Origin of the sequence: Xanthobacter albus (assembly GCF_043194895.2) — a bacterium.
Taxonomy (GTDB): domain Bacteria; phylum Pseudomonadota; class Alphaproteobacteria; order Rhizobiales; family Xanthobacteraceae; genus Xanthobacter.
Genome location: NZ_CM195532.1, coordinates 2,296,169 through 2,317,601, shown reverse-complemented (window position 1 = coordinate 2,317,601; position 21,433 = coordinate 2,296,169). Strand labels below are relative to the sequence as shown.

Sequence of the window (21,433 nt, the reverse complement as noted above, 5' to 3'; positions counted from 1 at the left end):
CAGGAGCGGAATACAGCCCTCCTCCAACATGGCGAGCAGGTCAATACGCCGCATGCGGGCAATGCCCCGCCCCCGCGCTGCCCTGACGAAGCGGTAAGGCTGACGTACGCATTGACACGGCGCTTGTTTTTCATATGGTGCTAACCGTCGTCCGAGTTATGTCGAATCCAAGCGCGCCGACCGACGACCACTCGTCTGAGCCCGTACGGCACGGGACGTTCGATCAGCGGCGCGCCGCCGCATCCAAAAGATGCAATGTCATTTTCCGAACTCGGCCTGAGCGAGAAGGTTCTCGCGGCTGTCGCCGACACGGGCTATACGCAGCCCACACCCATTCAGGCCCAGGCCATTCCGCATGTGCTGGCGCACCGAGATGTGCTCGGTATCGCGCAGACCGGAACCGGCAAGACCGCGGCCTTCACCCTCCCCATGCTGACGCTGCTGGAGCAGGGGCGCGCCCGGGCACGCATGCCCCGCACCCTGATTCTGGAGCCGACGCGCGAGCTTGCCGCCCAGGTCGAAGAGAACTTCGTCCGCTACGGCAAGAACCACAAGCTGAACGTGGCGCTGCTCATCGGCGGCGTCTCGTTCGGCGACCAGGACTCAAAGCTCCTGCGCGGCGTTGACGTGCTCATCGCCACCCCCGGCCGCCTGCTCGACCACGTGGAGCGTGGCCGGCTGCTGCTGTCCGGCATCGAGGTACTCGTCATCGACGAGGCCGACCGCATGCTGGACATGGGCTTCATCCCGGACATCGAGCGCATCTGCAAGCTCGTGCCCTTCACCCGGCAGACGCTGTTCTTCTCGGCCACCATGCCGCCGGAGATCCAGCGCCTGGTGGACCAGTTCCTGTCGAACCCGGCTCGGATCGAGGTGGCCAAGCCCTCCTCCACCGCCGCCACGGTGGCGCAGCTTCTGGTGGCCTCCGGGCGGGAGGACTGGGAGAAGCGCGACGTGCTGCGGGGCCTGATCCGCGACAGCGAAAACCTGCAGAACGGCATCATCTTCTGTAATCGCAAGCGGGATGTGGCGGTGCTGCACCGCTCGCTGCAGAAGCATGGCTTCAATGCCGTGTGCCTGCATGGCGACATGGACCAGCACGCCCGCATCAAGGCCCTGGACCAGTTCCGCAACGGCGAGGCCACCCTGCTGGTGGCCTCCGACGTCGCGGCGCGAGGCCTCGACATCCCCGCGGTGAGTCACGTCTTCAACTATGACGTGCCCCACCATGCGGAGGACTATGTGCACCGCATCGGCCGCACCGGCCGCGCCGGGCGCTCCGGCACCGCCTACACGCTGGTGACCCACGCCGACGTCAAGTCCCTCGCCGCCATCGAGAAGCTCATCGGCAATGCCATTCCCTGGCACGGCGCCCCCCTGGGCGAGGCCCCGCCGCGGGAGAAGGAGCGGAAGGACGGCCGCGAGCGCGAGGGTGGCCGCCTGCGCGGCAAGCGCAAGGTGGAGAGGGAGGGCAGCGGCGAAGGCCGCCGCGAGCGCGAGAAGGAGCCCCGCAAGGAGCAGCCGCGCGCCGAGGCCCCGGCCCGTGCCGAGGAGCAGCCCCGTGCCGAGCGTCCCCGTCGCCCGCAGCGCGAGGAGGCTGCCGAGGCCCGCCCCGTCCGCCGCGAGCGTGCGCCGGTGAACGAGCCGGCCGACATGTCCCACCTGCCCGCCTTCCTGCTCCGCCCCGTGCGGGTGAAGGCGAGCTGAGAACTGCCGCGCCCCCGGTGCCTCCTCTCCCATGGGGCAGGCGGCGCCGTTTCGGGGCGCGTCGGCATTTGCCGTGGTTTGCATGTCCCCTGGCCCTCTGCGTGGCGCATGCCCGCGCCTCGGCGGACGAGGCGGCCATGCCGGCCACGGCCATCCTGCAAACCGCCGCGCCACCGCTGTCCGTCCTTTCCATGGAAACCTTCGGCGAGCATGAGGTCGCCAACGGGCCCTTGCGCGGCACGCTGGCCCTGCCCCGCGGCCGGACACAAGCCCCTCTCGCCCTCATCCTCGCCGGCTCCGGGCCAATGGACCGGGATGGCAACCTGCCCCAAGCCCGCAATGACAGCCTGAAGCTCCTCGCCCACGGGCTCGCCGCCCGCGGCATCGCCACCTTGCGCATCGACAAGCGCGGCGTCGCCGCGAGCGCCGCCGGCGCCCCGCGCGAGGCGGAGCTACGCTTCGACACCTATGTGGACGATGCCCTGTCCTGGCTCAAATTGCTCACGGCGCAGGCGCGCGCCGCCGGCCTCTCCCCTGCGCCGGTGTTCCTGATCGGCCACAGCGAGGGCGCGCTGGTCGCGACCCTCGCGGCGCAGCGCCGGACGGTGGATGGGCTGATCCTCATCGCCGGCGCGGGACAGCCCGCCTGCGCGATCATCGCCCGCCAGCTCGCGGATGCCGGCGTGTCCGAGACGCTGCGGACGCGATCGGGCGGCATCTGTGCCGCTCTCGAGCAAGGACAGCCGGCCGCCGACGTGCCACCGGAACTTCTCGCCCTCTACCGTTCGGGCATCCAGCCCTATCTGATGTCCTGGCTGCCGCTCGACCCTGCCAGCGCGCTCGCCAAAGTCCCCGCCCCTACGCTCGTGGTGCAGGGCACGAGCGATCTCCAGGTCTCCTTGGCGGATGCCGAGCGCCTCGCCGCCGCCCGTCCCGGCACGCGCCTCGTCTCCATTTCCGGCATGAACCATGTGCTGAAAACCGCCCCGACGGAGCGCGACAAGAACCTCGCCACCTACATGAATCCCGCCCTGCCCCTGGCCCCGGCGCTCATCCCCGCCCTTGCGGACTTCATTTCCACACGGTGACGGGTTCGGATCGCTCACTCTTTTGGATGGCCGAAGACGGATAATAGCCGTGTCACCCGCGCCGGAGGCGTCCTCTGGGGAGAGAGCTGGCAAGCCCCGATGTCTCGCGCGCCGGGCGTCCAGCGGGCCACGGTGCAGGACTGGCGGCAGGACCACACTTCCCCGCGGCCCGGCGTCTACATGGACCTCCTGCGCCTCGCGGAGGAGCGGAGGGCGGAGCTTGACGATCTCATGGACCGCCCTCACACACCATATCGCCGCGCGGTGACGGCCCGCGCCCTCACGCGGTTGGAGCAACCCGGCGGCGGGGCGCGCCCCCGGCAGCGCGTGCGATGCTCCGCGCGGCCTTCTGCGATGCGGCCGCGCGCGCCACATCCAGCGCCCTGTGCGCGAGGGCGGCGAGGTCATCGGCGTCGTCCAGCGCCGTGTCGGGCGCGCGCCAGAAGCTCGCGATGGTGCGCGGACCGGTCTTTGCCACATAGCCGAACGGGGCCGAGCCGCGCTCCGCGAGATCGGCGGCGAAGGCGGCATCGGCCTTCAGGTAGAGAAGGCCGCCCGCCTCCAGGGCGAACATCACCCCATCGGCATAGATGCCCGCGCCGCCGAACATGCGCCGCAGGCGCACCGGCCCGAAGGCGCTGAACAGGTCGCAGATGGTTTCCGGGTCCATGCCGATGTGTCCGTGCCGCGCGGCCCGAGGGCCGCACCGAAGCGTATCCGGCGCATGCCAGTCACCGGATGCGCTTCAACTCAATGCCCTCTGGCAATTCCGAATGCAAAACGGCTGCGCGCCGTTGCTCGAATGGCCTCAGCCGCCGAGATTGCGCAGCTCGTTGAGCAGGAAGTTGCCCACGCGCTTGCCGCGGTTGCGGAACGCCAGCATGGGCGTGTTGTCCACGAAATAGGTATGGAGAATGGTGTCGCGCGTGCGCACCTCGGGCCCCAGCTTGTCCACCGAGTGCCAGGTGTCCGGGCCCACGGCGAAGGCGTAGCCGGTGTTGGGCGCGAAGCGCATGCGCTGGGCAAGTTCGAAGCCGCCGTCGGCCCGCCGCCGGTCGAAGCGCGTGCCCACATGGGCGATGCTCTCGTCTTCCGGCAGGTAGAACTGGATGGTGATGCCCTTCCACTTGGTGTCCGTGTGGGGCGGGATCTCATAGCCAGCGACATCGCGCGTGAGCATGGGCACCGGGAACAGGCCGGTCTCCATGTATTGCGGGCCGAAGCGGCGGCTGAGGCCGGGCTCAAGCCGCCGCTTGAACGCCTCCTTCACCTCATCCGCGCACAGCGCCTCGCCCACCAGGGCCCACACGCTGCGCTTCTCGGACGGAAGGTGGCGGATGTATTCGGGGTAGAGGTCGATCTTCACCCGCGTGGCCGAGCCGTCGGCCATGATGTTCACATTGTTGCGGCCCTTGAGCGCGCGATAATCGCTTCCCTCGGGCATGGCGGCGCGCATGGCGCCGTAAAGCTCCTGCGGAAAGATGCCCGAAAGCTCGAGGTGCCAGAAGGGCTCCTCCACCAGCGGCGCGCGCTCTACGGCATCGACGATGTGGGCCACCACGGCGGTGATGGGCGGCAGGGCGGATGTCATAAGCGGATCTCCAGCGATGGCGGGGCGGCCGGGCACGGGGCGTCGCCACCCATCCGGCGGCGGAAGCCCGACCTCCCTCTTGAGTTCAATCATACCTCCAACACCCACCGCTGCGAAATGGGTGCGAAGCGACCATACAAGCGGAGGACGCATTGGCAATCCCGCCTCCCGCGAAAAGACGCCTGGCGCCGCCGCCGAGCGAGAGCACGGCCGGGTTGCCAAAGGAGGCGCACAGCCCGCACTCTCGCAGGCCGCGCCCGCGCGCCACGGTGATTCCTTGATGTCGTCCCGCTCGTTCCAGTTCCTCCATGCCGCCGACCTGCACCTCGACAGCCCCCTGCGCGGCCTCGCCCGCCGCGGGCCGGAGGCCGCGGCCTTCACCGGCGCCTCCCGGCGCGCGCTGGACAACCTCGTCTCGGCGGCGCTGGCGCGGCAGGTGGACTTCGTGGTCATCGCCGGAGACATCTACGACGGCGACTGGAAGGACTTCTCCACCGGCCACGCCTTCGTGCGGCAGATGGGCCGGCTGGCGCGGGAGAACATCCCGGTGTTCATCCTGCGCGGCAACCACGATGCCGCCTCGGTCATCAGCCGCGAGCTGCCGCTGCCGCAGAACGTGCGCGGCTTCTCGGTGGAGGCGGCCGAGACCGTGACGCTGCCGGAGCTGAAGGTCGCCCTGCACGGGCGCGGCTTCGCCCAGCGCCATGTGGCGCAGAACCTCGCCCTCGGCTACCCGGCGGCCGTGCCGGGGCATTTCAACATCGGCGTGCTGCATACCTCCCTCACGGGACGGGAGGGACACGAAGTGTATGCCCCCTGCACGGTGGCGGACCTGGAACGGGCGGGATACGATTATTGGGCGCTCGGCCACATCCACCAGCGCGAGGTGGTGAGCGAGCGCCCCGCCATCGTCTTTCCCGGCAACCTGCAGGGTCGCCACGCGCGCGAAACCGGGCCCAAGGGCGCCACCCTGGTGCGGGTGGCGGACGGGCGCATCGCCGCGCTCGACGCCCTGACCCTCGACGCCGCCCGCTTCGACGCCGTTGACATCGACCTTTCCGGCGCGGCCACGCGGGAGGACATGCTGGACCGCGCGCGGGCCGCCCTCACCGAAGCGGTGGAACGCGCCGACGGCCGCCCGCTGGCCGTGCGCCTCGCCTTCACCGGCAGCACCCCGCTGGCGGCCGCCCTGCGCGCTGAACCGGCGCAACTGCACGAGGATATGGCTGCGGTGGCCGCCGAGGCCGGAGACCGGCTGCTCATCGAGAAGGTCTCGGTGCGGCTGGAAGGTCCCCCACCCCGGCCCGCGCCCCTGCTTGGGGACTTCAGCGACATCCTGGCCGAAGTGGCGGCCGATGCCGGCCTGCGCGACGACATCGGCGAGGCCCTGCGCAAGCTGCGCGATCGCGCGCCCAAGGCGGGGCTGAAGGCCCTCGGCCATGACGGCGCGGACCTCGATCTGCTGATCGAAGAGGCGGTTGCGGAGGCGCGGGAGATGATCCTGGCGCGGCTTTCCGATGGCGAAGGGGACGCGTCATGAGATTCCTCAGCCTCGGCCTCGACCGCTACGGCCACTTCACCGACCGCCGGCTCGATTTCGACCCCGCCGCCCGCGTGGTGGTGGTGCTGGGCGCCAACGAGGCGGGCAAGACCACCGCCCTTGCCGCCGCCTGCGACGTGCTGTTCGGCATCGAGGAACGCTCGCGCTTCAGCTTCCTGCACGATTACAAGTCCATGCGCCTCTCGGCCACCATCGCCGGCGCGGACGGGCGCCCCCTCTCCTTCGCCCGGTTGAAGCGCAGGCAGGCGACCCTGGTGGACCCGCAGACCGACGCCCCGCTGCCAGACGACATGCTCGTCCCCTTCCTCGGCGCCCACGACCGGGACGCCTTCCTCGCCATCTTCGGGCTCGACCAGGCGCGCCTGCGCGAGGGCGGCGCCAAGCTGCTCGCGGGTGGCGGCGACCTCGCCGACACGCTGGTGGCGGCAGCGCCCGGCCTCGGCCGGGTGGCGGCGCTGCGCGACGAGATGAAGGCGGAGGCGGCGGCCCTGTTCAACCCCGCCCGCGCGGTGGCCGCCCTCCCCTTCTATGCGGCGGTGACGCGCTACAAGGAGGCCGACAAGGTCCGCCAGGACAGCGAGCTGCGCGGCGAGGCCGTGGCCCGGCTGCGCGCCGATGCGGAAGAGGCCGCGCGGGCGTGCGCGGAAGCCAGAGACGCGGAGGAAGCCGCCCTGCGCGCGGCCAACCGCGCCCGCGCCCTGCTCGGCGCGGCGCGGGAGCTGCGCGCCATCGCGGCAGCGGAAGCCGCCCGCGCGGCCCTCGGGCCCCTGCCGGAGGTGGACGCCGCCTTCCCGGCCCAGGCGCGCGCGCGGCTCGATGCCCGCAACCGCGCCGCCGAGGCCGCCGCCCAGGCCGCCCAGGCCGCGGAGCAGGCCGGCGCCGCGCGCGCCGCCGTCACGGTGGACGACGCCGTTCTCGCCCGCGCCGACGACATCGCCCGGCGGGATGAGGAGCGCGCGCAGGTGGAGAACAAGCTGGCGAGCCTGCCGAACCGGCGGCGGGAGGCCGATGCCGCCCGCGTGGGCCTCGCGCGCATCGCCGCCGGGCTCGACCTGCCGGACGTGGAAGCCCTGCGCGCCCGCCTGCCCGGCCGGCCACTGCTGGCGCGCGCAGGGACCCTGGCCGACGGCCTGCGCGCCCATGCCGCCCGCCGCGAGGCGCTGGAAGCCGATGCGCTCTCCCTCGCCCGACGCCGCCGAGACACCGATTCCGAGGAACTTCCGCCCGTCGCGGACCCCGCCCCGCTCCGGCGCCGGCTCGAAGCCCTCGACGGCGCCGAGACCCGCGCCAGCGCCGCCGAAACCCAGGGCCGCCGCCTCGCGGCCGCCCGCGAGGCGCTCGCCGCCCGCGTGGCGCGGCTGCCGTTCGGGCCATGGCGCGCGGACGACCTGCTGCGCCGCCCCCTGCCTGACCATGAGGTGGCCGAAGCCGCCCTCGCACGCGTGGCGGATGCAGAGACCGCGCATGCGCGCGCAGATGAGCAGCGCGAGGACCTCGCCGCACAGAGGAACCAGATCCAGGCGCGGCGCCGGGTGCTCGACGGTGCCGGCACCGCCCCCACGGCGAGCGCCATCGCCGCCGCGCGCGAGGCCCGCGACGCGCGCTGGCGCGCCCTGCGCCCGGTGCTCCTCGCCCAGCGCGCCGTGCTTCCCGGCGATACCGCCGAGGCAGAGACATTCGAGCGCGCGCTGGCCGCCGCCGACCGGCTGTCCGACGAGCGCCAGACTGAGAGCCGGCGCCTCGCCGATCTCGCTCGCGCGGAGCTCGACCTCGCGGAGCTGGACGCGCGCCTCGCCACGGCCGAAGCCCGCGTGGCGGCCGCTCAAGCCAGCCTCGACGCCGCGCGGGAGGCGTGGCGCGCGCTGTGGAGCGCGAGCGGGCTGCCGGCGGAGGAAGCCTCCCTGCCCGTGCTGAGCGATGTGGAGAGCATCCGCAGGGATGCCGACGCCCTGCTGGCGCAGCAGGCCGAAACCACCCAGCAGGTGGAGGCGGCGCGGCGCGACCGGGCCGAGGCCGAGGCGCTGCGGGCCGACCTTCACCTGCCGCCCCTGGGCGAGGCGCCCCTGCGCATGGCGGAGCTGCGGGCCGCCGTGGCCGCGCTCGAGACGGCCTTCCAGCGCCAGCGCGAGCTGCGGCGCGACCGTGAGCGCCACGTGCGCGACGCCGCGGAGCTGGACGCACGCCGCTCCACCCTCGACACCGAGCGTGACGCGCTCGCGGCGGAGGCAGCGGAGGTGTTTCCCGCCCTCGCCATCCGCCCCGGCGCGACCGCGGACGAAGCCCGCGCCGCCCTCGGCCTCTGGCAGGAGGCGGCCACCCTGCACGGCGAGCTTGCGACGGCGGAACGGCGCATCGCCGGCATCGAGCAGGACGAGCGGGCCTTCACCCAGCGCATGGAGGAACTGCTCGGGCAGCTGGAGGAAGCGGCCTCCGGCGATCTCTTCGCCACCGTGCGTGCGCTGCGGCGCCGGGTCGAGGCCGCGCTCCAGGCCCGCACCCGCGCCGAGGCGGCGCAAGCCCTGCTGGCCGAGCGCGACGCCGCCGGCGATGCCGCGCGCGCGACCCTGGAGCGGGCCGACGCAGGGCTTGCCGAGGTGCTCGCCCGTGCCGGCGTGACGCAGCCGGCCGAGCTGCCGGCACAACTGGAGCGCCTGGAGCAGGCGGCCCGCTGCGACGGGGAGATCGCCGCCGCCCGGCAGCGCCTGGACAGCCTGCGCGGCGGGCGGGCAGTCGAGGAGATCCGCGACGAGATTGGCGGGCGGGACGACGAAGCCCTCGCGCGCCACGCGGAAGACGCCGCCGCGGCCCATGACGCCGCGCGGCAGGCCCGCGACGCCGCCATCGTGGCGGACACGCGGGCGCAGGAGGAGCAGAAGGCCCAGGCCGGGCAGGCCGGCGCCGCCGGCGCCGCCCAGGACATGCAGGACGCCATCGCCGACCTGGGCGACGCCATGGAGCGCTTCACCCGCGCCCATGTGGCCGCCCGGCTGCTGGCCTTCGCTGTCGAGCGCTATCGGGAGCGCCACCAGAACCCCATCGTGACGCGAGCGGCGGAAGCCTTCGCCACCCTCACCGATGGCCGCTGGAGCGGCATCGGTATCGACTACGACAAGGACCCGCCCCGCCTCGCCGCCATCCGCGACGGGCGTCTGCACGGGGTCGACGCCCTTTCCGAGGGCACGGCGGACCAGCTTTTCCTCGCGCTGCGGGTCGCCGCCATCGAGGAGCACGCCCGGCGGGCGACGCCCCTGCCGTTCCTGGCGGACGACCTGTTCGTGAGCTTCGACGAGGGCCGCACGGAAGCGGGCATGCGGCTGCTCGCCGGCCTCGGGGCGGTGACGCAGGTCATCGTCTTCACCCACCACGCCCATGTGGCGGAGTGCGCGACCCGTGCCCTGGGGCGGGAGGCGTCGGTCATCCCGCTCTGATGCCGAGAGACCGCGAGCCCGGCGCGCGGGGCCCTCCGACGGAGCGGTGGTCGGCTCGGGCGCCCTTTGCGCGAAGCCCCGCCGGCGGCGACCAAAGGCCGGGGCCAGGGCATGATGCGCCCGAGGAAGCGTTGCGACGCACCGGCGCGACGACAGCCCCGCCGATGCGTCGCTGGCCCCGGCATGGCGAAGGCCGGCGGCACCCGCCGCCGCGCGCCGACGACATCCTCAAGGGCGGGGGCCAGCCAGACCGGGAACCACCGGCGCGCCTCATCGGCCGTGGCCAGGGCGGCCTGGCCATTCCGCCCGCGCCCGGAGGCCATTCCCGCTCGGGCGCTGCCGGTGTCGGCGTGGCAGCGCGCACCATGCTGAGCGCGCGGCGCAACCGCGCGACCGATTCCCGCCAACCGACGCCTGGGAAAGACTGCCTGCGCCCCGCCACCGCGCGACAATGAAGTCCTCAATGGCGGGGACCAGCCCCGGCGCCGCTGGTGCGCGCCTCACCAGCCGCGAGCGGCGCGGCCGGCCCATCCCGCCTGCGCCCAGCGGCCGATGCGGCTCGGGCGCGGCTCCGGCTTCGGCATGGCGGCGCGCGCGGGACGCACCAGGCTGAGCGCCCGGCGCACCTCGGCGCGTCGCTCCTGCTGCACCGGGCGCAGCCGCGGCCCCAGCGCCTGACGGTCCAGCCGGTGCAGCAGCCGCTTGCGCTTCAGCCTGCGGCTCGCGATCCGCGCGGCGGGCCGGCGCAGCAGGCGGCGCAGCAGACGACGCCGCCGCAGCCGCTCTGCGGCGTTCTCCACGTCCGCGGAAAGGAAGATCTGCTCCAGCACCACCGCGTCCAGATTCACCGCATCGACTGTCGTCTCCTGCGCACCCGCAGCGCCGGCCCGCCCTTTCACCCTGCTCATTCGGACACACCCGGTTTCCGCTTCACCTGTCGGTTGATCTTTGCACCGGCGCGGCGCGGAACGGATGAGCGCTGCGTCCCGCCCCTGTCCCGCTCATCCCAAACGCGGCAACGGTGGCGAGAGCCGCGCCCTCGATTACCGTTGCGCTTGAAATGTCCTTTGGTGAGCTGGCAGGCGGCGGCTATAGAGCGCCCTCGGTCGCCCCTCCGGCGGCGCGACAAGGCGGGGAAGGAAAGCGGCATGATCCTCGGTTGGCTCTGGCGCTGGACGCGGCGGATCGGCATCGGCCTTCTCATCGTGCTCGCGACCATCCTCACCGTGCGCGCGGTGGATGCCTGGCGGGGCCCGCCGCTGGAGCCGTGGCACACCTTCGTGCCGCAGGAGATGAGCCGGGCCGCCCTCGCCACCGCCGACCTTTCCGCCTATCTCGCCGCCGAGGACAAGGTGTTCGAGGCCGTGCGCACGCAGGTGACGGACAAGTTGCCGCCGCGCGACCGCGAGCGCTTCAACCGCTACTTCGCGCAGAGCCCCGCCTATCCCGGCCACTTCGCGCAGGATTTCAACCGCACCTTCGTGCTGGAGCCGGAGGGCGACCCGGTGGGCGCCGCCGTGTTCCTGCACGGCCTCACGGATTCGCCCTACAGCCTGCGCCACCTCGCCCGGCGCTATGCGGCGCGCGGCTTCCTCTCCATCGCCATTCGCCTGCCGGGGCACGGCACCGTGCCGGGAGGACTGACGGCGGCGGACCACGAGGACTGGATCGCCGCCACCCGGCTCGCCATGCGCGAGGCGCGCCGGCGCGTGGGGCCGGGCAAGCCCATCCACATCATCGGCTATTCCAATGGCGGCGCGCTGGCGCTGATGCACGCCCTCGACGCGCTCGACGACCCGAAGCTGGTGGCACCGGAGAAGATCGTGCTGATCTCGCCCATGGTGGGGGTCACGCGCTTCGCCCGTTTCGCCGGCATCGCGGGCTGGCCGGCGGTGTTCCCCGCCTTCGCCAAGGCCGCGTGGCTGTCCATCATCCCGGAGTTCAACCCCTTCAAGTACAACTCGTTTCCGGTGCAGGCGGCGCGCCAGTCCTTCCTGCTCACACAGGCGCTTCAGGCCAATATCAACCGCCACCTGCGCGATGGGCGCCTCGCCGGGCTCGCCCCCGTGCTCACCTTCCAGTCGGTGCTGGACCATACGGTGAGCACCCGCGCGGTGATCGAGACGCTCCACGCCCGCCTGGAGGACAACGGCAGCGAGCTGGTGCTGTTCGACATCAACCGCGACACCCATTTCGAGCAGCTTCTGAACGCCCGCGCCGACACCGCGCTCTCGCGCCTGCTGCCGCCGGCGCCGCGCCGCTTCCGCACCGCCGTGGTCACCAACGTGAGCGCGGACTCAGGCCTGGCGGAGGTGCGCGTGACGCCCGCCGCCGCCACGGAGGAGGTGGTGACGCCCCTCGCCCTCTCCTACCCGCCCGATGTCTATTCGCTGTCCCACGTGGCGCTGCCGTTCCCGCTCACCGACGGGCTCTATGGCCTCAACCCGGACCCGGCTGATGATTTCGGCGTGCGGCTCGGCGACATCGCCGCGCGGGGAGAATACGGCGCGCTCATCGTGAACGTGGACATGCTGGTGCGCATGTCCTCCAACCCGTTCTTCCCCTACCTGCTGGAACGGGTGGACGCGGGCCTGCCGGCCCGCCCCTGAGCGGGCAGGGCCTGAACCTCAGGCCCCGTGCCCCTTCGCCGCGTGCTCCTCCTGGGCCGGCTGGCCGGAGAGCACGTCGGCCACCGCCCGCGTCGCCGGATGGTGGGCGAACAGCGTGACCGCGCTGATGAGGATGGGCACGCCGATGAACGCCCCCGGCACGCCCCACAGGAAGGCCCAGAAGAACACCGCGAACAGCACCAGGAAGGGCGAGACCGCCGTCGCCTTGCCGGCGAGGCGCGGCTCGATGTAGCTGCCCGACAGGAACTGGATGAGGTTCAGGCTCACGAACACGAACAGCGCCATTTCCCACGATTCGAACTGCGCCAGCGCGAACAGCGTGGGCAGCAGGGTGGCGATGAAGGGGCCGATGAAGGGGATGTAATTGAAGGCGAAGGCCATGGCGCCCCAGGCCAGCGCCAGCTCCAGCCCCGCCGTGAGGGTGAACACCCACACCACCGCGCCGGTGGCCACGCTCATGAGCGTGCGCACCGCCATGTACTTCTGGAGCTTGCGGGCGATGTCGGCGCCCGCCGCCAGCAGGAAGGCGCCGGAGAAATCGCCGCGGCTGCGCCGCTCCAGGGCCTTGAGCTGGCTCGCCAGCGCGTCCACCTCCAGCAGGCCCAGCAGGACATAGACAAAGGTGAAGACGAGGAAGCTCGCCAGCCCCTGCACCCGCCCCGACACATCCTGGAACAGGCGCAGCAGCCAGCGCACGTCGAAATGCTCGGCGACCACGGCCGCGAGCACGAAGCCGTGGCCCTCCAGCCAGACCCCGAGCTGGGCATAGAGCAGCTGGAAGCGGGCGGCGTTCAGGAACACCCACTGGCCCACGTGGCCGAAGCCCCACACCACAACGGAAGTGACCGCCCCCACCACCGCGAGGGTGACGACGAGCGTGACCAGCACCGCCACCAGCTTCGGCAGATGGGCCTGGAGCCGCCTCTGCAGCGGCCACACCACGGCGATGACGAACAGCGCGAACGCCACGGGCGCGAACAGCCCTTCCGCCACATAGAGGGCGCAGCCCACCGCCACCGCCGCCACCAGAGCGATCAACACCCGCATGGTTCACCCCTTCCCCCGGCCATAGGCCTCAGACCGCCTCGTGATCGAACGCGAAGTCGAGCCGCATGGACCTGATCTTCTCATAGAGCCGGATGTCCTGCGCATTGGGCCACCAGGCATAGAGCAGCACCTCCAGCGGGTGCCAAAGGCCCACCCATCCGGCGATGATGAAACCTTCCACCAGCACCTGCCCCACCAGCAGATCCGAGCCCACCAGCTTTTCCGTCGCAGCGGAAAGGGCGAGGCAGACGAAGAGGAACAGCAGTCCCACCCGCAGGGCATGGCGGCCCTCGAGCCTCAATTCAGCAATCTTGCGGCGATTGTACTGGATCTGCTTGTCGCAGTAGCGCTCAAGATACTTCGTCATGTTGCCGATGCGCGGATCCTCCGCATCGGCCGCGGGCAGATGAACGACCGCGCGCAGGCTTTTGCGCTTCCAGTCCCCCTGCGCCTTCAGCGCATCCATCAATTGATCGATGCCGGAAATGTCGAGATCATCGCCTTCGAAGGGGTCGATTTCGGGAACCTGGAAGAAATTCTTCACGTCACTGAGGTGAAGATGAATCTCGTTCGCCGTCCCGCTCATGGATAACCCGCCTCCCGCAACGCATCACAGCGCAATAGCAGAGCCGGAGAGCGGTGGCGAGGCTGCGCGAAATCTGGCCGCGTCGCCGTCACAAGCGGCACAACCCGGCGGAACGACATGAGGCATTTATTCACCTTTGGTCGCATCGGGCACGATCCCGGCCCGTTCTTCCCGAAAGATCATTCTCATCTTTCGCGGGATACTCTATGAGGGACGGCGAAGGCTCCTTCAGGATACGCTCCACGACCATGGCAACAGGCAACAGCAGCCTCTTCTTTCGCGCGGGACGGATGCTGGCGCTCGCGGCCGCGTGCGCCGTGCCGCTTTCCCTTTCCGGCTGCGCGCGGCCGGAGGGCGTGCTGGTTCCGGTGGCCGTGGGCGCGGAGGCTGGCGCCTCCAAGGTGGACATGCTGGTGGCCACCACCCGTGCCCCTTCGGAGGTGGAGGGCGTGCTCTTCACCGGCGAGCGCGGCGAAAGCCTCTCCTTCGCCAATATCGTGGTGAGCATCCCGCCCAATCGGGAGCCCGGCTCCATACAGTGGCCCACGCGCGTGCCGGGAGACCCCGCGCGCGAGTTCGTGGTGACGCAGGTCGATCCCCTCACGCGCAAGCAGGTGCTGCCCTGGTTCCAGGGGCTGCCGAACAACAAGCGGCGGGTGCTGGTGTTTGTGCACGGCTTCAACACGCCGTTCGACGCGGCGGTGTTCCGCTTCGCCCAGTTCGTGAACGACAGCCGCTCGAACCTCGCGCCGGTGCTGTTCACCTGGCCCTCGCGCGGGCAGGTCACCGGCTATGTCTACGACCGCGAGAGCGCCAATTTCTCGCGCTCCGATCTCGCCTACGTGCTCGGCGCGGCGGCCCGCAGCCCCCATGTGGACGAGGTGGTGGTGCTGGCCCACTCCATGGGCGCCTGGCTCGCGGTGGAGGCGCTGCGCCAGCTCGCTTTGCAGGACGGGCGCATTCCGGCCAAGATCAGCAACGTGATCCTCGCCTCCCCCGACCTCGACATCGACGTGTTCGAGCGGCAGGTGCAGGAGATGGGGCCGAAGCGGCCCAAGATGACCATCTTCGTCTCCCGCAACGACCATGCCCTCAGCCTTTCCCGCACCATCGCGGGGGATGTGCAGCGCGTCGGCGCCGTGGACCTTACGAACCCCGCCTATGCCGCGCGGCTGGAGCAGGGCAACGGCATCACCGTGCTCGACCTCACCGCCCTGCAGGGCGGCGACGGCCTCAACCACTCCAAGTTCGCCACCCAGGCGGACATGGTGCGCCTCATCGGCGACCAGCTCGTGGCCGGGCAGCAGATCTCGGAAGGCGTGAGCGGGCCGGTCGGCGCGGTGGATGCGGTGGGCGGCGCCGTGGGCGCCGTGGTCACCGCCCCCATCCAGGTGTTCCGCGCCGGGCTGTCGCGATAGGCGCACCCGCGCGGGTGCTCAAAGGTGCCCGTCGAGGCGCGTGGACGGAAGGACGGCGTCCGGCGCGCGGCGCCGCCCCTCGCCACTGAGGCCGGCGCGCGGCGCCGGCTCCCCTCAGCGCACCCAGCGGCCGGGAATGAACACCCACTCGCCGCGGCGGAGCACCCATTGCGGCCCCACGTAGCGATAGCCGGGCCGATCGCGCATCCAGGAGCCGTCATTCCACACATAGGTGCGGCGACGGCTGCTCCAGGACCAGTAGCCGGGCACCCAGGTGTAGCCCCGCCGGGGCGGCGGGCGGCTCTGGCTGCGCGGCGCCGGAGGCTGGTTGACGGGCGGACCCATGGAGCGCTGGTTCGGCGGGCGCCACTGCTGGGCTTCCGCCGGCACCGCCGCCGCGACGGCGGCCGCGCCTGCACCGATGAGAAAACTGAAAATACCGCGTCGGGACAGCATCTGCCGACCTCCTCGATGGGTGCGGGCGCGGCACGGGGCCAGGCCCGTGCCGCGCCTTTCCGTGACACGGCGGCCACTCCCATCCGGAGGGGGTGATGTCCGATGGGAGTCCCTCGGGGAGGCGGCAGGTGACGTTCTGGCCTCACCTCCCCGCCGCAACGCGGCCGGCCTGCGCGCATCACACCCGCGAATCTAGCGCCAAGGAACGCCCGTGCCATGAGCGCGACGTACCGCGCCTGTGCCGGGCGTCCCAATCACGCCCCGCGGAACACCCGCGTGATCGCGCGATTGCAGCCATGCTCGCACCACAATCGCAATGGAAAGCCTTATGAACGAACCGTCGGCGGGGCGCTTGGACGCCCGCGCGGCGCGCCGCCCTTCCCGCCCGCCCCCGGACATCGCCGCACGCCAGATGGCCTCCTTCGTTCCTTCGCCATCGCCGAGCCCGGCGCATGCGCAAGCCGAGCCCGCGGCGCCGCGGCGGTTCAGCACCCGCGCCTTCGCCCCGGCGGACCAGTTCGCCGCGTGGCGTGACTTCACGGCGCCGGTGGTGGACCTCTCGCTGGCGAGCGCGCCGGACGGCGCCTTCGTGGCCGAGCAGGAGGTGTGGGACCTCGGCAGCATGGCGCTGACGGTGGCCACCATGCCGGGCACCGGCTACGTGCGCTCGTGGCGCCACTGGCGGCAGCCGGCGCTGGACCACTGGTGCCTGGTGCTCTGCCCTCCGGCGGCGGGCGGCACCCCCGTGTTCGGCCTGCGCTCCCTCGCCTCGCCGTTCCACGGCATGGGGGCGGACGAGCAGGTGATCAGCCTGTTTCTCCCGCGCGACCTCTTCCCCCAGCTCGCCACGCGGCTCGACGATGCCCCGGCGGACCTGCCGCTGGAGGGCCTCGGCGGCATCCTGGCCGATCATCTGGCGAGCCTCGCGCGCCACCTGCCGCGCAGTTCCGCCCAGGACCTGCCGCAGATCGCGGCGGCAACCCGCGCCCTGGTCGCCGCCGCCGTGGCGCCCCGCGCCGACGATGCCTCCGGCGCTGGCGCGCTCGTGGCGCATACCTTGCGGGAGCGGGCCCGGCGCATCATCCGGCAGAACATCGCCTCCGCCACCCTCTCGCCGGAAAGCCTGTGCCGGGCGCTTGGCGTCTCCCGCTCGCGGCTCTACCGGCTGTTCGAGGAACTGGGCGGCGTCTCCCGCTACATCCAGCGCCAGCGGCTGCTCGCGGCCTTCGCCATGCTGGGCGATCCGCGGGAGCGGCGGACGGTGGCGCAGATCGCCGAGACGCTCGGCTTCATGGATCACTCGGGCTTCAGCCGGGCGTTCAGGGCCGAGTTTGGCCTTTCCCCCAGCGCCGCCCGCGCCTGCGGTACGCCCGCGCGCCCCGCTCCGCCTCCGGCCGAGCCCGCGCGGCACCACGGACTGTGCGACCTCGGCGATGTGCTGGGGCGCCTCCAGCCTTAGCCGGCAACCCATATGCCGCTGCGGAAGGCTCCGCTCAAGAAATCGTGAGCCCCTTTTCCGGCACGACGCGGCTCCCCAATTGATCCTGAGCAAGGACCCGCGCGCCGCCCGGGGCTCTCATCCCAATCGCGGATGCCGCTCTTGCACGGCCTCCGGCCAAGCTCCCAGGAGGGAGGCTGCCATGTGGTCCCTGGTCCCGTTCGCCTTCATCGCATCTCTCGGCATCCTGGCCCTGCGCTTCGGCGCCGCGCGTCCGGCCGAGATGAAGCGCGTGCCCGTGCGGGCGCGCCGCCGGCCGTGAAGGAGTTCGCCCTCGGCGAGGTCTATGGGCTGCTGGAACCGGGGCCGGTGGTGCTGCTCGCCACCAGCCGCCGCGGCCGGCACAATGTGATGACCATGTCGTGGCACATGATGGTGGAGTTCACCCCGCCGCTCGTCGCCTGCGTGGTTTCGGTCGCCGATTTCAGCCATGCCGCGCTGAAGGCCACGAAGGAATGCGTCATCGCCATTCCGGACGTGGAGCTGGCGCACAAGGTGGTGGGCATCGGCAATTGCTCCGGCGCGGATACCGACAAGTTCTCCGCCTTCGGGCTCACCCCCCTGCCCGCCACCGAGGTGGCCGCGCCGCTCATCGCGGAATGCTTCGCCAATCTCGAATGCAGGGTGGTGAACACGCGGCTGGTGAACAGCTACAACCTGTTCATCCTGGAAGTGGTGAAGGCGTGGCGCGACCCCGCCCGCAAGGCGCCGAAGACCATCCACCACCAGGGCTACGGCAGGTTCGCGGTGGACGGCGACATCATGACCATCCCCTCGCGGATGCCCTGAGGACCGCGCCCCGCGGAACCTCCGTCCGAACCCGAGGGGGACAGCGGTGAGCGAGTCGGAAGATGCCATCGAGATCCGCCTGGAGCGGGTCCTTCAGCTCTTCAACATGCTCGATCCCTTCCCCTTCCGCGAGCGGGACCTCGACGCGGACGCGGAGGAGTTCATCGTCGGCTGGGCACGGGAGCTGCCCGCGCGCGCGCCCATCCGCATCCTCATCCACCTGCCGGCCGAGGAAGCGGAGCGCCCGGAGGCGCGCGGCGTGGGCGAGGCGATCCGCAACTTCTTCGGCGAGCGCGCCGCCGCCGTCTCCCGCGAGCTGCGGGAGCTGTTCCGCATCGGCCGGCGCATGCTGGTCATCGGCGGCGCGGTGCTGGCCCTGTGCCTGTTCCTCGCCCGCGAGGCGGCGGGGATGCTGGGCGCGGGCACTTTCTCCAGCTTCGTGGTGGAAAGCCTCGTGATTCTCGGCTGGGTGGCGAACTCCCGCCCGCTGGAAATCTTCCTCTACGAGTGGTGGCCCCTGGTACGCCAGCGCAACCTGTTCCGCCGGCTGGCACGGGCGGAAGTGGTGGTGGTCCCTTCCGGCGGCGCGCGGGTTTGACGACGCTCAACGCCCCGGAACCCGCGCGGCGTGAAAATGCGTTACGTACATGCGGCGGCAAGCGTCGCCGCGAACCTTGCGAGGAGACACGCCATGGCCGAGACGCCAGACCTTTCCATCCCCGTCGAGAAGGTGTGCTTCCTCGTGCAGCTGGCGCGGGAGTTCGACGTGAAGGATGCGGTGACCGAGCCCGATCCCGGCTCGAACGCCACCGACGACGCCATGCTCTCGGTGCTGGAGGACCATCCCGACGATCCGGTGCGCAGCGAGATCGTCAGCTTCATCCGGGACCTGAACGAGGACGAGCAGGTGGACCTCGTCACCCTCGCCTGGCTCGGCCGCGGCGACGGCGAAAGCGCCACCTGGGACGAGCTGCGCGCCGAGGCCGCGCGGGCGCACAACAACCGCACCGCCAGCTACCTGCTGGGCATGCCCCTGCTCTCGGACTATCTGGAGGAGGCGCTCTCCCAGCTCGGCTATTCGTGCGAGGACATCGAATCCGAATCATGACCGGGCGGCGGAGGCCGCGGGGAGGCGATTCGCCATGCCCTACCAGAGCAATGCCGACCTGCCGCCAGCGGTGCGGCACCACCTGCCCGAGCATGCGTGCGACATCTACCGCGCAGCGTTCAACGCCGCCTTCGCCGGGCACCTCGACGACCCCCGCCGCGAGGAGGCGGCGCACCGCATTGCCTGGGCGGCGGTGAAGCGGAGGTATGTGAAGGACGGCACGCGCTGGGTTCCCATCCAAACGTGATGTTCCCGATTGCAGGAGAGCCGCGCGGCTGTCATGGAGATCGCCCACCGATCTCAGACCGCCGCCGGCAGCGCGGCGTTCCGTCGGATTTCCCCTGCCGCAGCGGCACCGAGGAACATTTCGATGCGCCTGTTCTCCCCGGCCTTCGCCAACGGCCAGCCCATGCCGCGCCGCCTCACCTGCGACGGCGAGAACCTCTCACCGCCCCTCCAGTGGAGCGCGGTGCCGGCCTCGACGCGCAGCTTCGCCCTGGTGTGCTACGATCTCGATGCCCCGCGCGGCACCTTCCACCATTGGGCCATCTTCGATCTGCCCGCCAATCTCTCGGGCCTCGACGAGGGGCAGGTGCTTTACGGCATCCGCGGCGGCATCAACGATTTCGGCAAGCTGGGCTATGGCGGCCCCTGCCCGCCCCGCGGCCACGGCACCCATCGCTACGTGTTCGAGCTGTTCGCCCTGAACGCCCAGCGGCTGGAATGCGGCCTGCAGCCCTCGGCCGCCGACGTGGCGCGGACCGCGCGCCTTCAGGCCGCCGACACCGCCCGCATCACCGGCCTCTACGCGCGCTGATCGGGCACCGGCACCGGGCATCGGGCGAGCGCGGCCTCCACCGCTGCGTCGTCCACCTGGGTGAAGTCATCGTAGAAATAGCCGATGGCGTCGAACGCCTCCGGCGTCAGCGGGCACACGATATCGTCCACCAGGGGCCGCAACGCGGCGAGGACCTGGGGCGGCGCCACCGGTACCGCGAGCACCAGCACCTGGGGCCCGCGCGCGCGGATCGCCTCCAGCGCCGCCTTCACGGTGGCGCCCGTGGCGATGCCGTCATCCACGACGATCACCACCCGCCCGGCGATGGGCGCGCGGCGCCGCGCGCCGATGTAGCGCGCCCGCCGCCGCTCGATCTCCGCGAGCTCGCGCCGGCAGACGGCCTCGAAGGCCTCCTCATCCACGCCCGAGAAAGCGATGATGTCGCGGTTGCGCACCACGATGGGCGCCGCCCCATCCACCACCGCGCCCATGGCCAGCTCCGGCTGTTCCGGCAGGCCGATCTTGCGCACGAGCAGGAGATCGAGCGGCGCATGGAGCGCCTGCGCCACCTCCAGCGCCACCGGAACCCCGCCGCGCGGCAAGGCGAGCACCACCGGATCGCGCCCGGCATAGCCGGAAAGGGCGGCGGCGAGCCGGCGCCCGGCATCGGTGCGATCGCGAAAACGATTCATGGGCCCCTCCTCCAGAGCCTTTTCCGCTCTGGATTCTTGAGATCACGCATTTTCTTCACGCGAGCCGAAATCCACTTCGCTTGAAAGCGCTCTAACTCATTGGTTTGACGCAATTTCGGACGCGGAACCGCTCCGCATTTTTGCAGGAATCGCTCTAGGCCCCCCCGCCGAGATGGCGCAGGAACCAGGCCGAGGCACGCAGCGCCACCTGATCGAGCGTGCCCGGCTCCGCGAAGAGATGCCCGGCGCCCGGCACCACCTCCAGCGCCACCGGCCCGCCGAAGCGGATCAGCGCGCGCCGGTTCAGCTCCAGCACCTCCTCGTCGGCGCCGCCCACCAGCAGCAGGGTCGGCGCCCGCACCAGGGCCAGGACCGGCAGCACCAGATCCGGCCGCCCGCCGCGCGCCACGACGGCGTCGATGCGCTCGGGGAAACGGGCCGCGACCGCCAGCGCCACCGCCGCCCCGGTGCTGGCGCCGAACAGGCCCACCGCCAGCCCTCGCGCCTCGCGCACACTGCCCGCCCAGTCGAGCGCCTGGAGCAGCCTGTCGGACAGGAACAGGGGATCGAACATCTTGCGGCTGTCGCCCTCCTCCTCGGGCAAAAGCAGGTCGAACAGCAGGGTGGCGAGGCCGTCACGGCGCAGATGATCCGCCACCGCGCGATTGCGGGGGCTGCCCACACCGGAGCCGCTGCCGTGGGCGAACACCACCAACCCCCGCGCGCCCCGTGGCACGCCGAGTTCACCGGGCAGGCCGAGCGGCGGGATGGCGCACGGGCGCGCCGTGGGCGTGGCTTGCGAGACGGCCTGTTGCACCATGCGATGCACTCCCTCGGTATCACCGGGGCCGATCCAGAGCTGCGGCGCCGAGAGGATACACCCCGAAGGCAAAGGCAGGAAGGATCGCCCACGGACGGGCCGGCGGCCGCCGGCCCCGGCTCCCCCCCCGTCGGCCGCATCCTGAAGTTTCGGTGCAACGGGGCTCGGCGATCATTGATCGAGCGCAAAGCCAGCACACGCGGGTGGCGTGCCATGCTGCGCGACATCACCCCGAG

At 71.5% G+C, this 21,433-nt stretch carries 20 protein-coding genes; 12 read left to right on the top strand and 8 right to left on the bottom strand.

Features of this window, described 5'->3' with window-relative positions; all coding sequences use genetic code 11:
- The first annotated feature begins 255 nt into the window (after window positions 1-255).
- Window positions 256-1,707: a DEAD/DEAH box helicase gene (locus V5F75_RS10330; protein WP_394036528.1), complete on the top strand. Its 1,452-nt coding sequence runs from the start codon at window positions 256-258 to the stop codon at window positions 1,705-1,707.
- A 137-nt stretch (window positions 1,708-1,844) separates the two neighbouring features.
- Window positions 1,845-2,795, top strand: a complete 951-nt coding sequence (locus tag V5F75_RS10325; RefSeq protein ID WP_394036526.1) for an alpha/beta hydrolase — start codon at window positions 1,845-1,847, stop codon at window positions 2,793-2,795.
- Window positions 2,796-3,075: 280 nt separating this feature from the next.
- On the opposite strand, the gene V5F75_RS10320 is transcribed toward V5F75_RS10325, so the two are convergent.
- The gene (locus V5F75_RS10320) at window positions 3,076-3,465 is read right to left on the bottom strand and encodes a TfoX/Sxy family protein (protein WP_394036524.1); all 390 of its coding nucleotides are present in this window, start codon (window positions 3,463-3,465) and stop codon (window positions 3,076-3,078) included.
- Window positions 3,466-3,603: 138 nt separating this feature from the next.
- The gene (locus tag V5F75_RS10315; RefSeq protein ID WP_394036522.1) at window positions 3,604-4,386 is read right to left on the bottom strand and encodes a hypothetical protein; all 783 of its coding nucleotides are present in this window, start codon (window positions 4,384-4,386) and stop codon (window positions 3,604-3,606) included.
- 280 nt (window positions 4,387-4,666) lie between these two features.
- On the opposite strand from V5F75_RS10315, the gene V5F75_RS10310 reads away from it, so the two are divergent.
- Both V5F75_RS10310 and V5F75_RS10305 read left to right on the top strand, forming a co-directional pair.
- Window positions 4,667-5,926, top strand: a complete 1,260-nt coding sequence (locus V5F75_RS10310) for a metallophosphoesterase family protein (RefSeq protein ID WP_394036520.1) — start codon at window positions 4,667-4,669, stop codon at window positions 5,924-5,926.
- A complete protein-coding gene (locus tag V5F75_RS10305) occupies window positions 5,923-9,375 on the top strand; it encodes an AAA family ATPase (protein ID WP_394036518.1) in 3,453 nt (1,150 codons plus the stop codon). The genes V5F75_RS10310 and V5F75_RS10305 overlap by 4 nt, the downstream gene beginning before the upstream one ends.
- A gap of 500 nt (window positions 9,376-9,875) precedes the next feature.
- On the opposite strand, the gene V5F75_RS10300 is transcribed toward V5F75_RS10305, so the two are convergent.
- The gene (locus tag V5F75_RS10300; RefSeq protein WP_394036516.1) at window positions 9,876-10,283 is read right to left on the bottom strand and encodes a hypothetical protein; all 408 of its coding nucleotides are present in this window, start codon (window positions 10,281-10,283) and stop codon (window positions 9,876-9,878) included.
- A 240-nt stretch (window positions 10,284-10,523) separates the two neighbouring features.
- Between V5F75_RS10300 and V5F75_RS10295 the strand changes: the two genes are divergently transcribed.
- Window positions 10,524-11,984 carry an alpha/beta hydrolase gene (locus V5F75_RS10295; protein WP_394036514.1) on the top strand — a complete coding sequence of 487 codons (1,461 nt, stop codon included), beginning with the start codon at window positions 10,524-10,526 and terminating at the stop codon, window positions 11,982-11,984.
- 18 nt (window positions 11,985-12,002) lie between these two features.
- On the opposite strand, the gene V5F75_RS10290 is transcribed toward V5F75_RS10295, so the two are convergent.
- Window positions 12,003-13,052, bottom strand: a complete 1,050-nt coding sequence (locus V5F75_RS10290) for an AI-2E family transporter (protein WP_394036512.1) — start codon at window positions 13,050-13,052, stop codon at window positions 12,003-12,005.
- A gap of 28 nt (window positions 13,053-13,080) precedes the next feature.
- Window positions 13,081-13,638 (bottom strand): hypothetical protein, encoded by a 558-nt coding sequence (locus tag V5F75_RS10285; protein ID WP_394036510.1) that lies wholly within the window; start codon window positions 13,636-13,638, stop codon window positions 13,081-13,083.
- 248 nt (window positions 13,639-13,886) lie between these two features.
- On the opposite strand from V5F75_RS10285, the gene V5F75_RS10280 reads away from it, so the two are divergent.
- A complete protein-coding gene (locus V5F75_RS10280) occupies window positions 13,887-15,056 on the top strand; it encodes an alpha/beta hydrolase (RefSeq protein WP_394036508.1) in 1,170 nt (389 codons plus the stop codon).
- Window positions 15,057-15,170: 114 nt separating this feature from the next.
- Here V5F75_RS10280 and V5F75_RS10275 read toward each other — a convergent pair whose 3' ends face one another.
- Window positions 15,171-15,512, bottom strand: coding sequence for a hypothetical protein (locus V5F75_RS10275; protein WP_394036506.1), 342 nt, complete (start codon window positions 15,510-15,512; stop codon window positions 15,171-15,173).
- 328 nt (window positions 15,513-15,840) lie between these two features.
- Between V5F75_RS10275 and V5F75_RS10270 the strand changes: the two genes are divergently transcribed.
- The 6 genes from V5F75_RS10270 to V5F75_RS10245 all read left to right on the top strand — a co-directional run bounded on the left by V5F75_RS10270 (window position 15,841) and on the right by V5F75_RS10245 (window position 19,724).
- Window positions 15,841-16,971 carry a helix-turn-helix domain-containing protein gene (locus tag V5F75_RS10270; RefSeq protein ID WP_394036504.1) on the top strand — a complete coding sequence of 377 codons (1,131 nt, stop codon included), beginning with the start codon at window positions 15,841-15,843 and terminating at the stop codon, window positions 16,969-16,971.
- Window positions 16,972-17,268: 297 nt separating this feature from the next.
- Window positions 17,269-17,799, top strand: a complete 531-nt coding sequence (locus V5F75_RS10265; protein ID WP_394036502.1) for a flavin reductase family protein — start codon at window positions 17,269-17,271, stop codon at window positions 17,797-17,799.
- Window positions 17,800-17,845: 46 nt separating this feature from the next.
- Window positions 17,846-18,397 carry a hypothetical protein gene (locus tag V5F75_RS10260; protein WP_394036500.1) on the top strand — a complete coding sequence of 184 codons (552 nt, stop codon included), beginning with the start codon at window positions 17,846-17,848 and terminating at the stop codon, window positions 18,395-18,397.
- 93 nt (window positions 18,398-18,490) lie between these two features.
- Window positions 18,491-18,907 carry a DUF3775 domain-containing protein gene (locus tag V5F75_RS10255; RefSeq protein WP_394075379.1) on the top strand — a complete coding sequence of 139 codons (417 nt, stop codon included), beginning with the start codon at window positions 18,491-18,493 and terminating at the stop codon, window positions 18,905-18,907.
- Window positions 18,908-18,941: 34 nt separating this feature from the next.
- On the top strand, window positions 18,942-19,154 hold the full coding sequence (locus V5F75_RS10250; protein ID WP_394036498.1) for a ChaB family protein: 213 nt from the start codon (window positions 18,942-18,944) through the stop codon (window positions 19,152-19,154).
- 123 nt (window positions 19,155-19,277) lie between these two features.
- Window positions 19,278-19,724 (top strand): YbhB/YbcL family Raf kinase inhibitor-like protein, encoded by a 447-nt coding sequence (locus tag V5F75_RS10245; protein ID WP_394036496.1) that lies wholly within the window; start codon window positions 19,278-19,280, stop codon window positions 19,722-19,724.
- On the opposite strand, the gene V5F75_RS10240 is transcribed toward V5F75_RS10245, so the two are convergent.
- On the bottom strand, window positions 19,712-20,377 hold the full coding sequence (locus V5F75_RS10240; RefSeq protein WP_394036494.1) for a phosphoribosyltransferase: 666 nt from the start codon (window positions 20,375-20,377) through the stop codon (window positions 19,712-19,714). The two genes, V5F75_RS10245 and V5F75_RS10240, sit on opposite strands and share 13 nt — an antisense overlap.
- A 154-nt stretch (window positions 20,378-20,531) precedes the next feature.
- On the bottom strand, window positions 20,532-21,197 hold the full coding sequence (locus V5F75_RS10235; protein ID WP_394036492.1) for a dienelactone hydrolase family protein: 666 nt from the start codon (window positions 21,195-21,197) through the stop codon (window positions 20,532-20,534).
- Between the last annotated feature and the right edge of the window lie 236 nt (window positions 21,198-21,433).

What these genes read in the sequence shown, in the direction of transcription:
- V5F75_RS10240 (WP_394036494.1), bottom strand. Translation starts at nt 20,377, where the DNA reads ATGAATCGTTTTCGCGATCGCACCGATGCCGGGCGCCGGCTCGCCGCC.
- V5F75_RS10290 (WP_394036512.1), bottom strand. Translation starts at nt 13,052, where the DNA reads ATGCGGGTGTTGATCGCTCTGGTGGCGGCGGTGGCGGTGGGCTGCGCC.
- V5F75_RS10255 (WP_394075379.1), top strand. Translation starts at nt 18,491, where the DNA reads ATGGCCGAGACGCCAGACCTTTCCATCCCCGTCGAGAAGGTGTGCTTC.
- V5F75_RS10280 (WP_394036508.1), top strand. Translation starts at nt 13,887, where the DNA reads ATGGCAACAGGCAACAGCAGCCTCTTCTTTCGCGCGGGACGGATGCTG.
- V5F75_RS10330 (WP_394036528.1), top strand. Translation starts at nt 256, where the DNA reads ATGTCATTTTCCGAACTCGGCCTGAGCGAGAAGGTTCTCGCGGCTGTC.
- V5F75_RS10315 (WP_394036522.1), bottom strand. Translation starts at nt 4,386, where the DNA reads ATGACATCCGCCCTGCCGCCCATCACCGCCGTGGTGGCCCACATCGTC.
- V5F75_RS10325 (WP_394036526.1), top strand. Translation starts at nt 1,845, where the DNA reads ATGCCGGCCACGGCCATCCTGCAAACCGCCGCGCCACCGCTGTCCGTC.
- V5F75_RS10250 (WP_394036498.1), top strand. Translation starts at nt 18,942, where the DNA reads ATGCCCTACCAGAGCAATGCCGACCTGCCGCCAGCGGTGCGGCACCAC.
- V5F75_RS10235 (WP_394036492.1), bottom strand. Translation starts at nt 21,197, where the DNA reads ATGGTGCAACAGGCCGTCTCGCAAGCCACGCCCACGGCGCGCCCGTGC.
- V5F75_RS10295 (WP_394036514.1), top strand. Translation starts at nt 10,524, where the DNA reads ATGATCCTCGGTTGGCTCTGGCGCTGGACGCGGCGGATCGGCATCGGC.
- V5F75_RS10285 (WP_394036510.1), bottom strand. Translation starts at nt 13,638, where the DNA reads ATGAGCGGGACGGCGAACGAGATTCATCTTCACCTCAGTGACGTGAAG.
- V5F75_RS10245 (WP_394036496.1), top strand. Translation starts at nt 19,278, where the DNA reads ATGCGCCTGTTCTCCCCGGCCTTCGCCAACGGCCAGCCCATGCCGCGC.
- V5F75_RS10300 (WP_394036516.1), bottom strand. Translation starts at nt 10,283, where the DNA reads ATGAGCAGGGTGAAAGGGCGGGCCGGCGCTGCGGGTGCGCAGGAGACG.
- V5F75_RS10320 (WP_394036524.1), bottom strand. Translation starts at nt 3,465, where the DNA reads ATGGACCCGGAAACCATCTGCGACCTGTTCAGCGCCTTCGGGCCGGTG.
- V5F75_RS10310 (WP_394036520.1), top strand. Translation starts at nt 4,667, where the DNA reads ATGTCGTCCCGCTCGTTCCAGTTCCTCCATGCCGCCGACCTGCACCTC.
- V5F75_RS10275 (WP_394036506.1), bottom strand. Translation starts at nt 15,512, where the DNA reads ATGCTGTCCCGACGCGGTATTTTCAGTTTTCTCATCGGTGCAGGCGCG.
- V5F75_RS10270 (WP_394036504.1), top strand. Translation starts at nt 15,841, where the DNA reads ATGAACGAACCGTCGGCGGGGCGCTTGGACGCCCGCGCGGCGCGCCGC.
- V5F75_RS10305 (WP_394036518.1), top strand. Translation starts at nt 5,923, where the DNA reads ATGAGATTCCTCAGCCTCGGCCTCGACCGCTACGGCCACTTCACCGAC.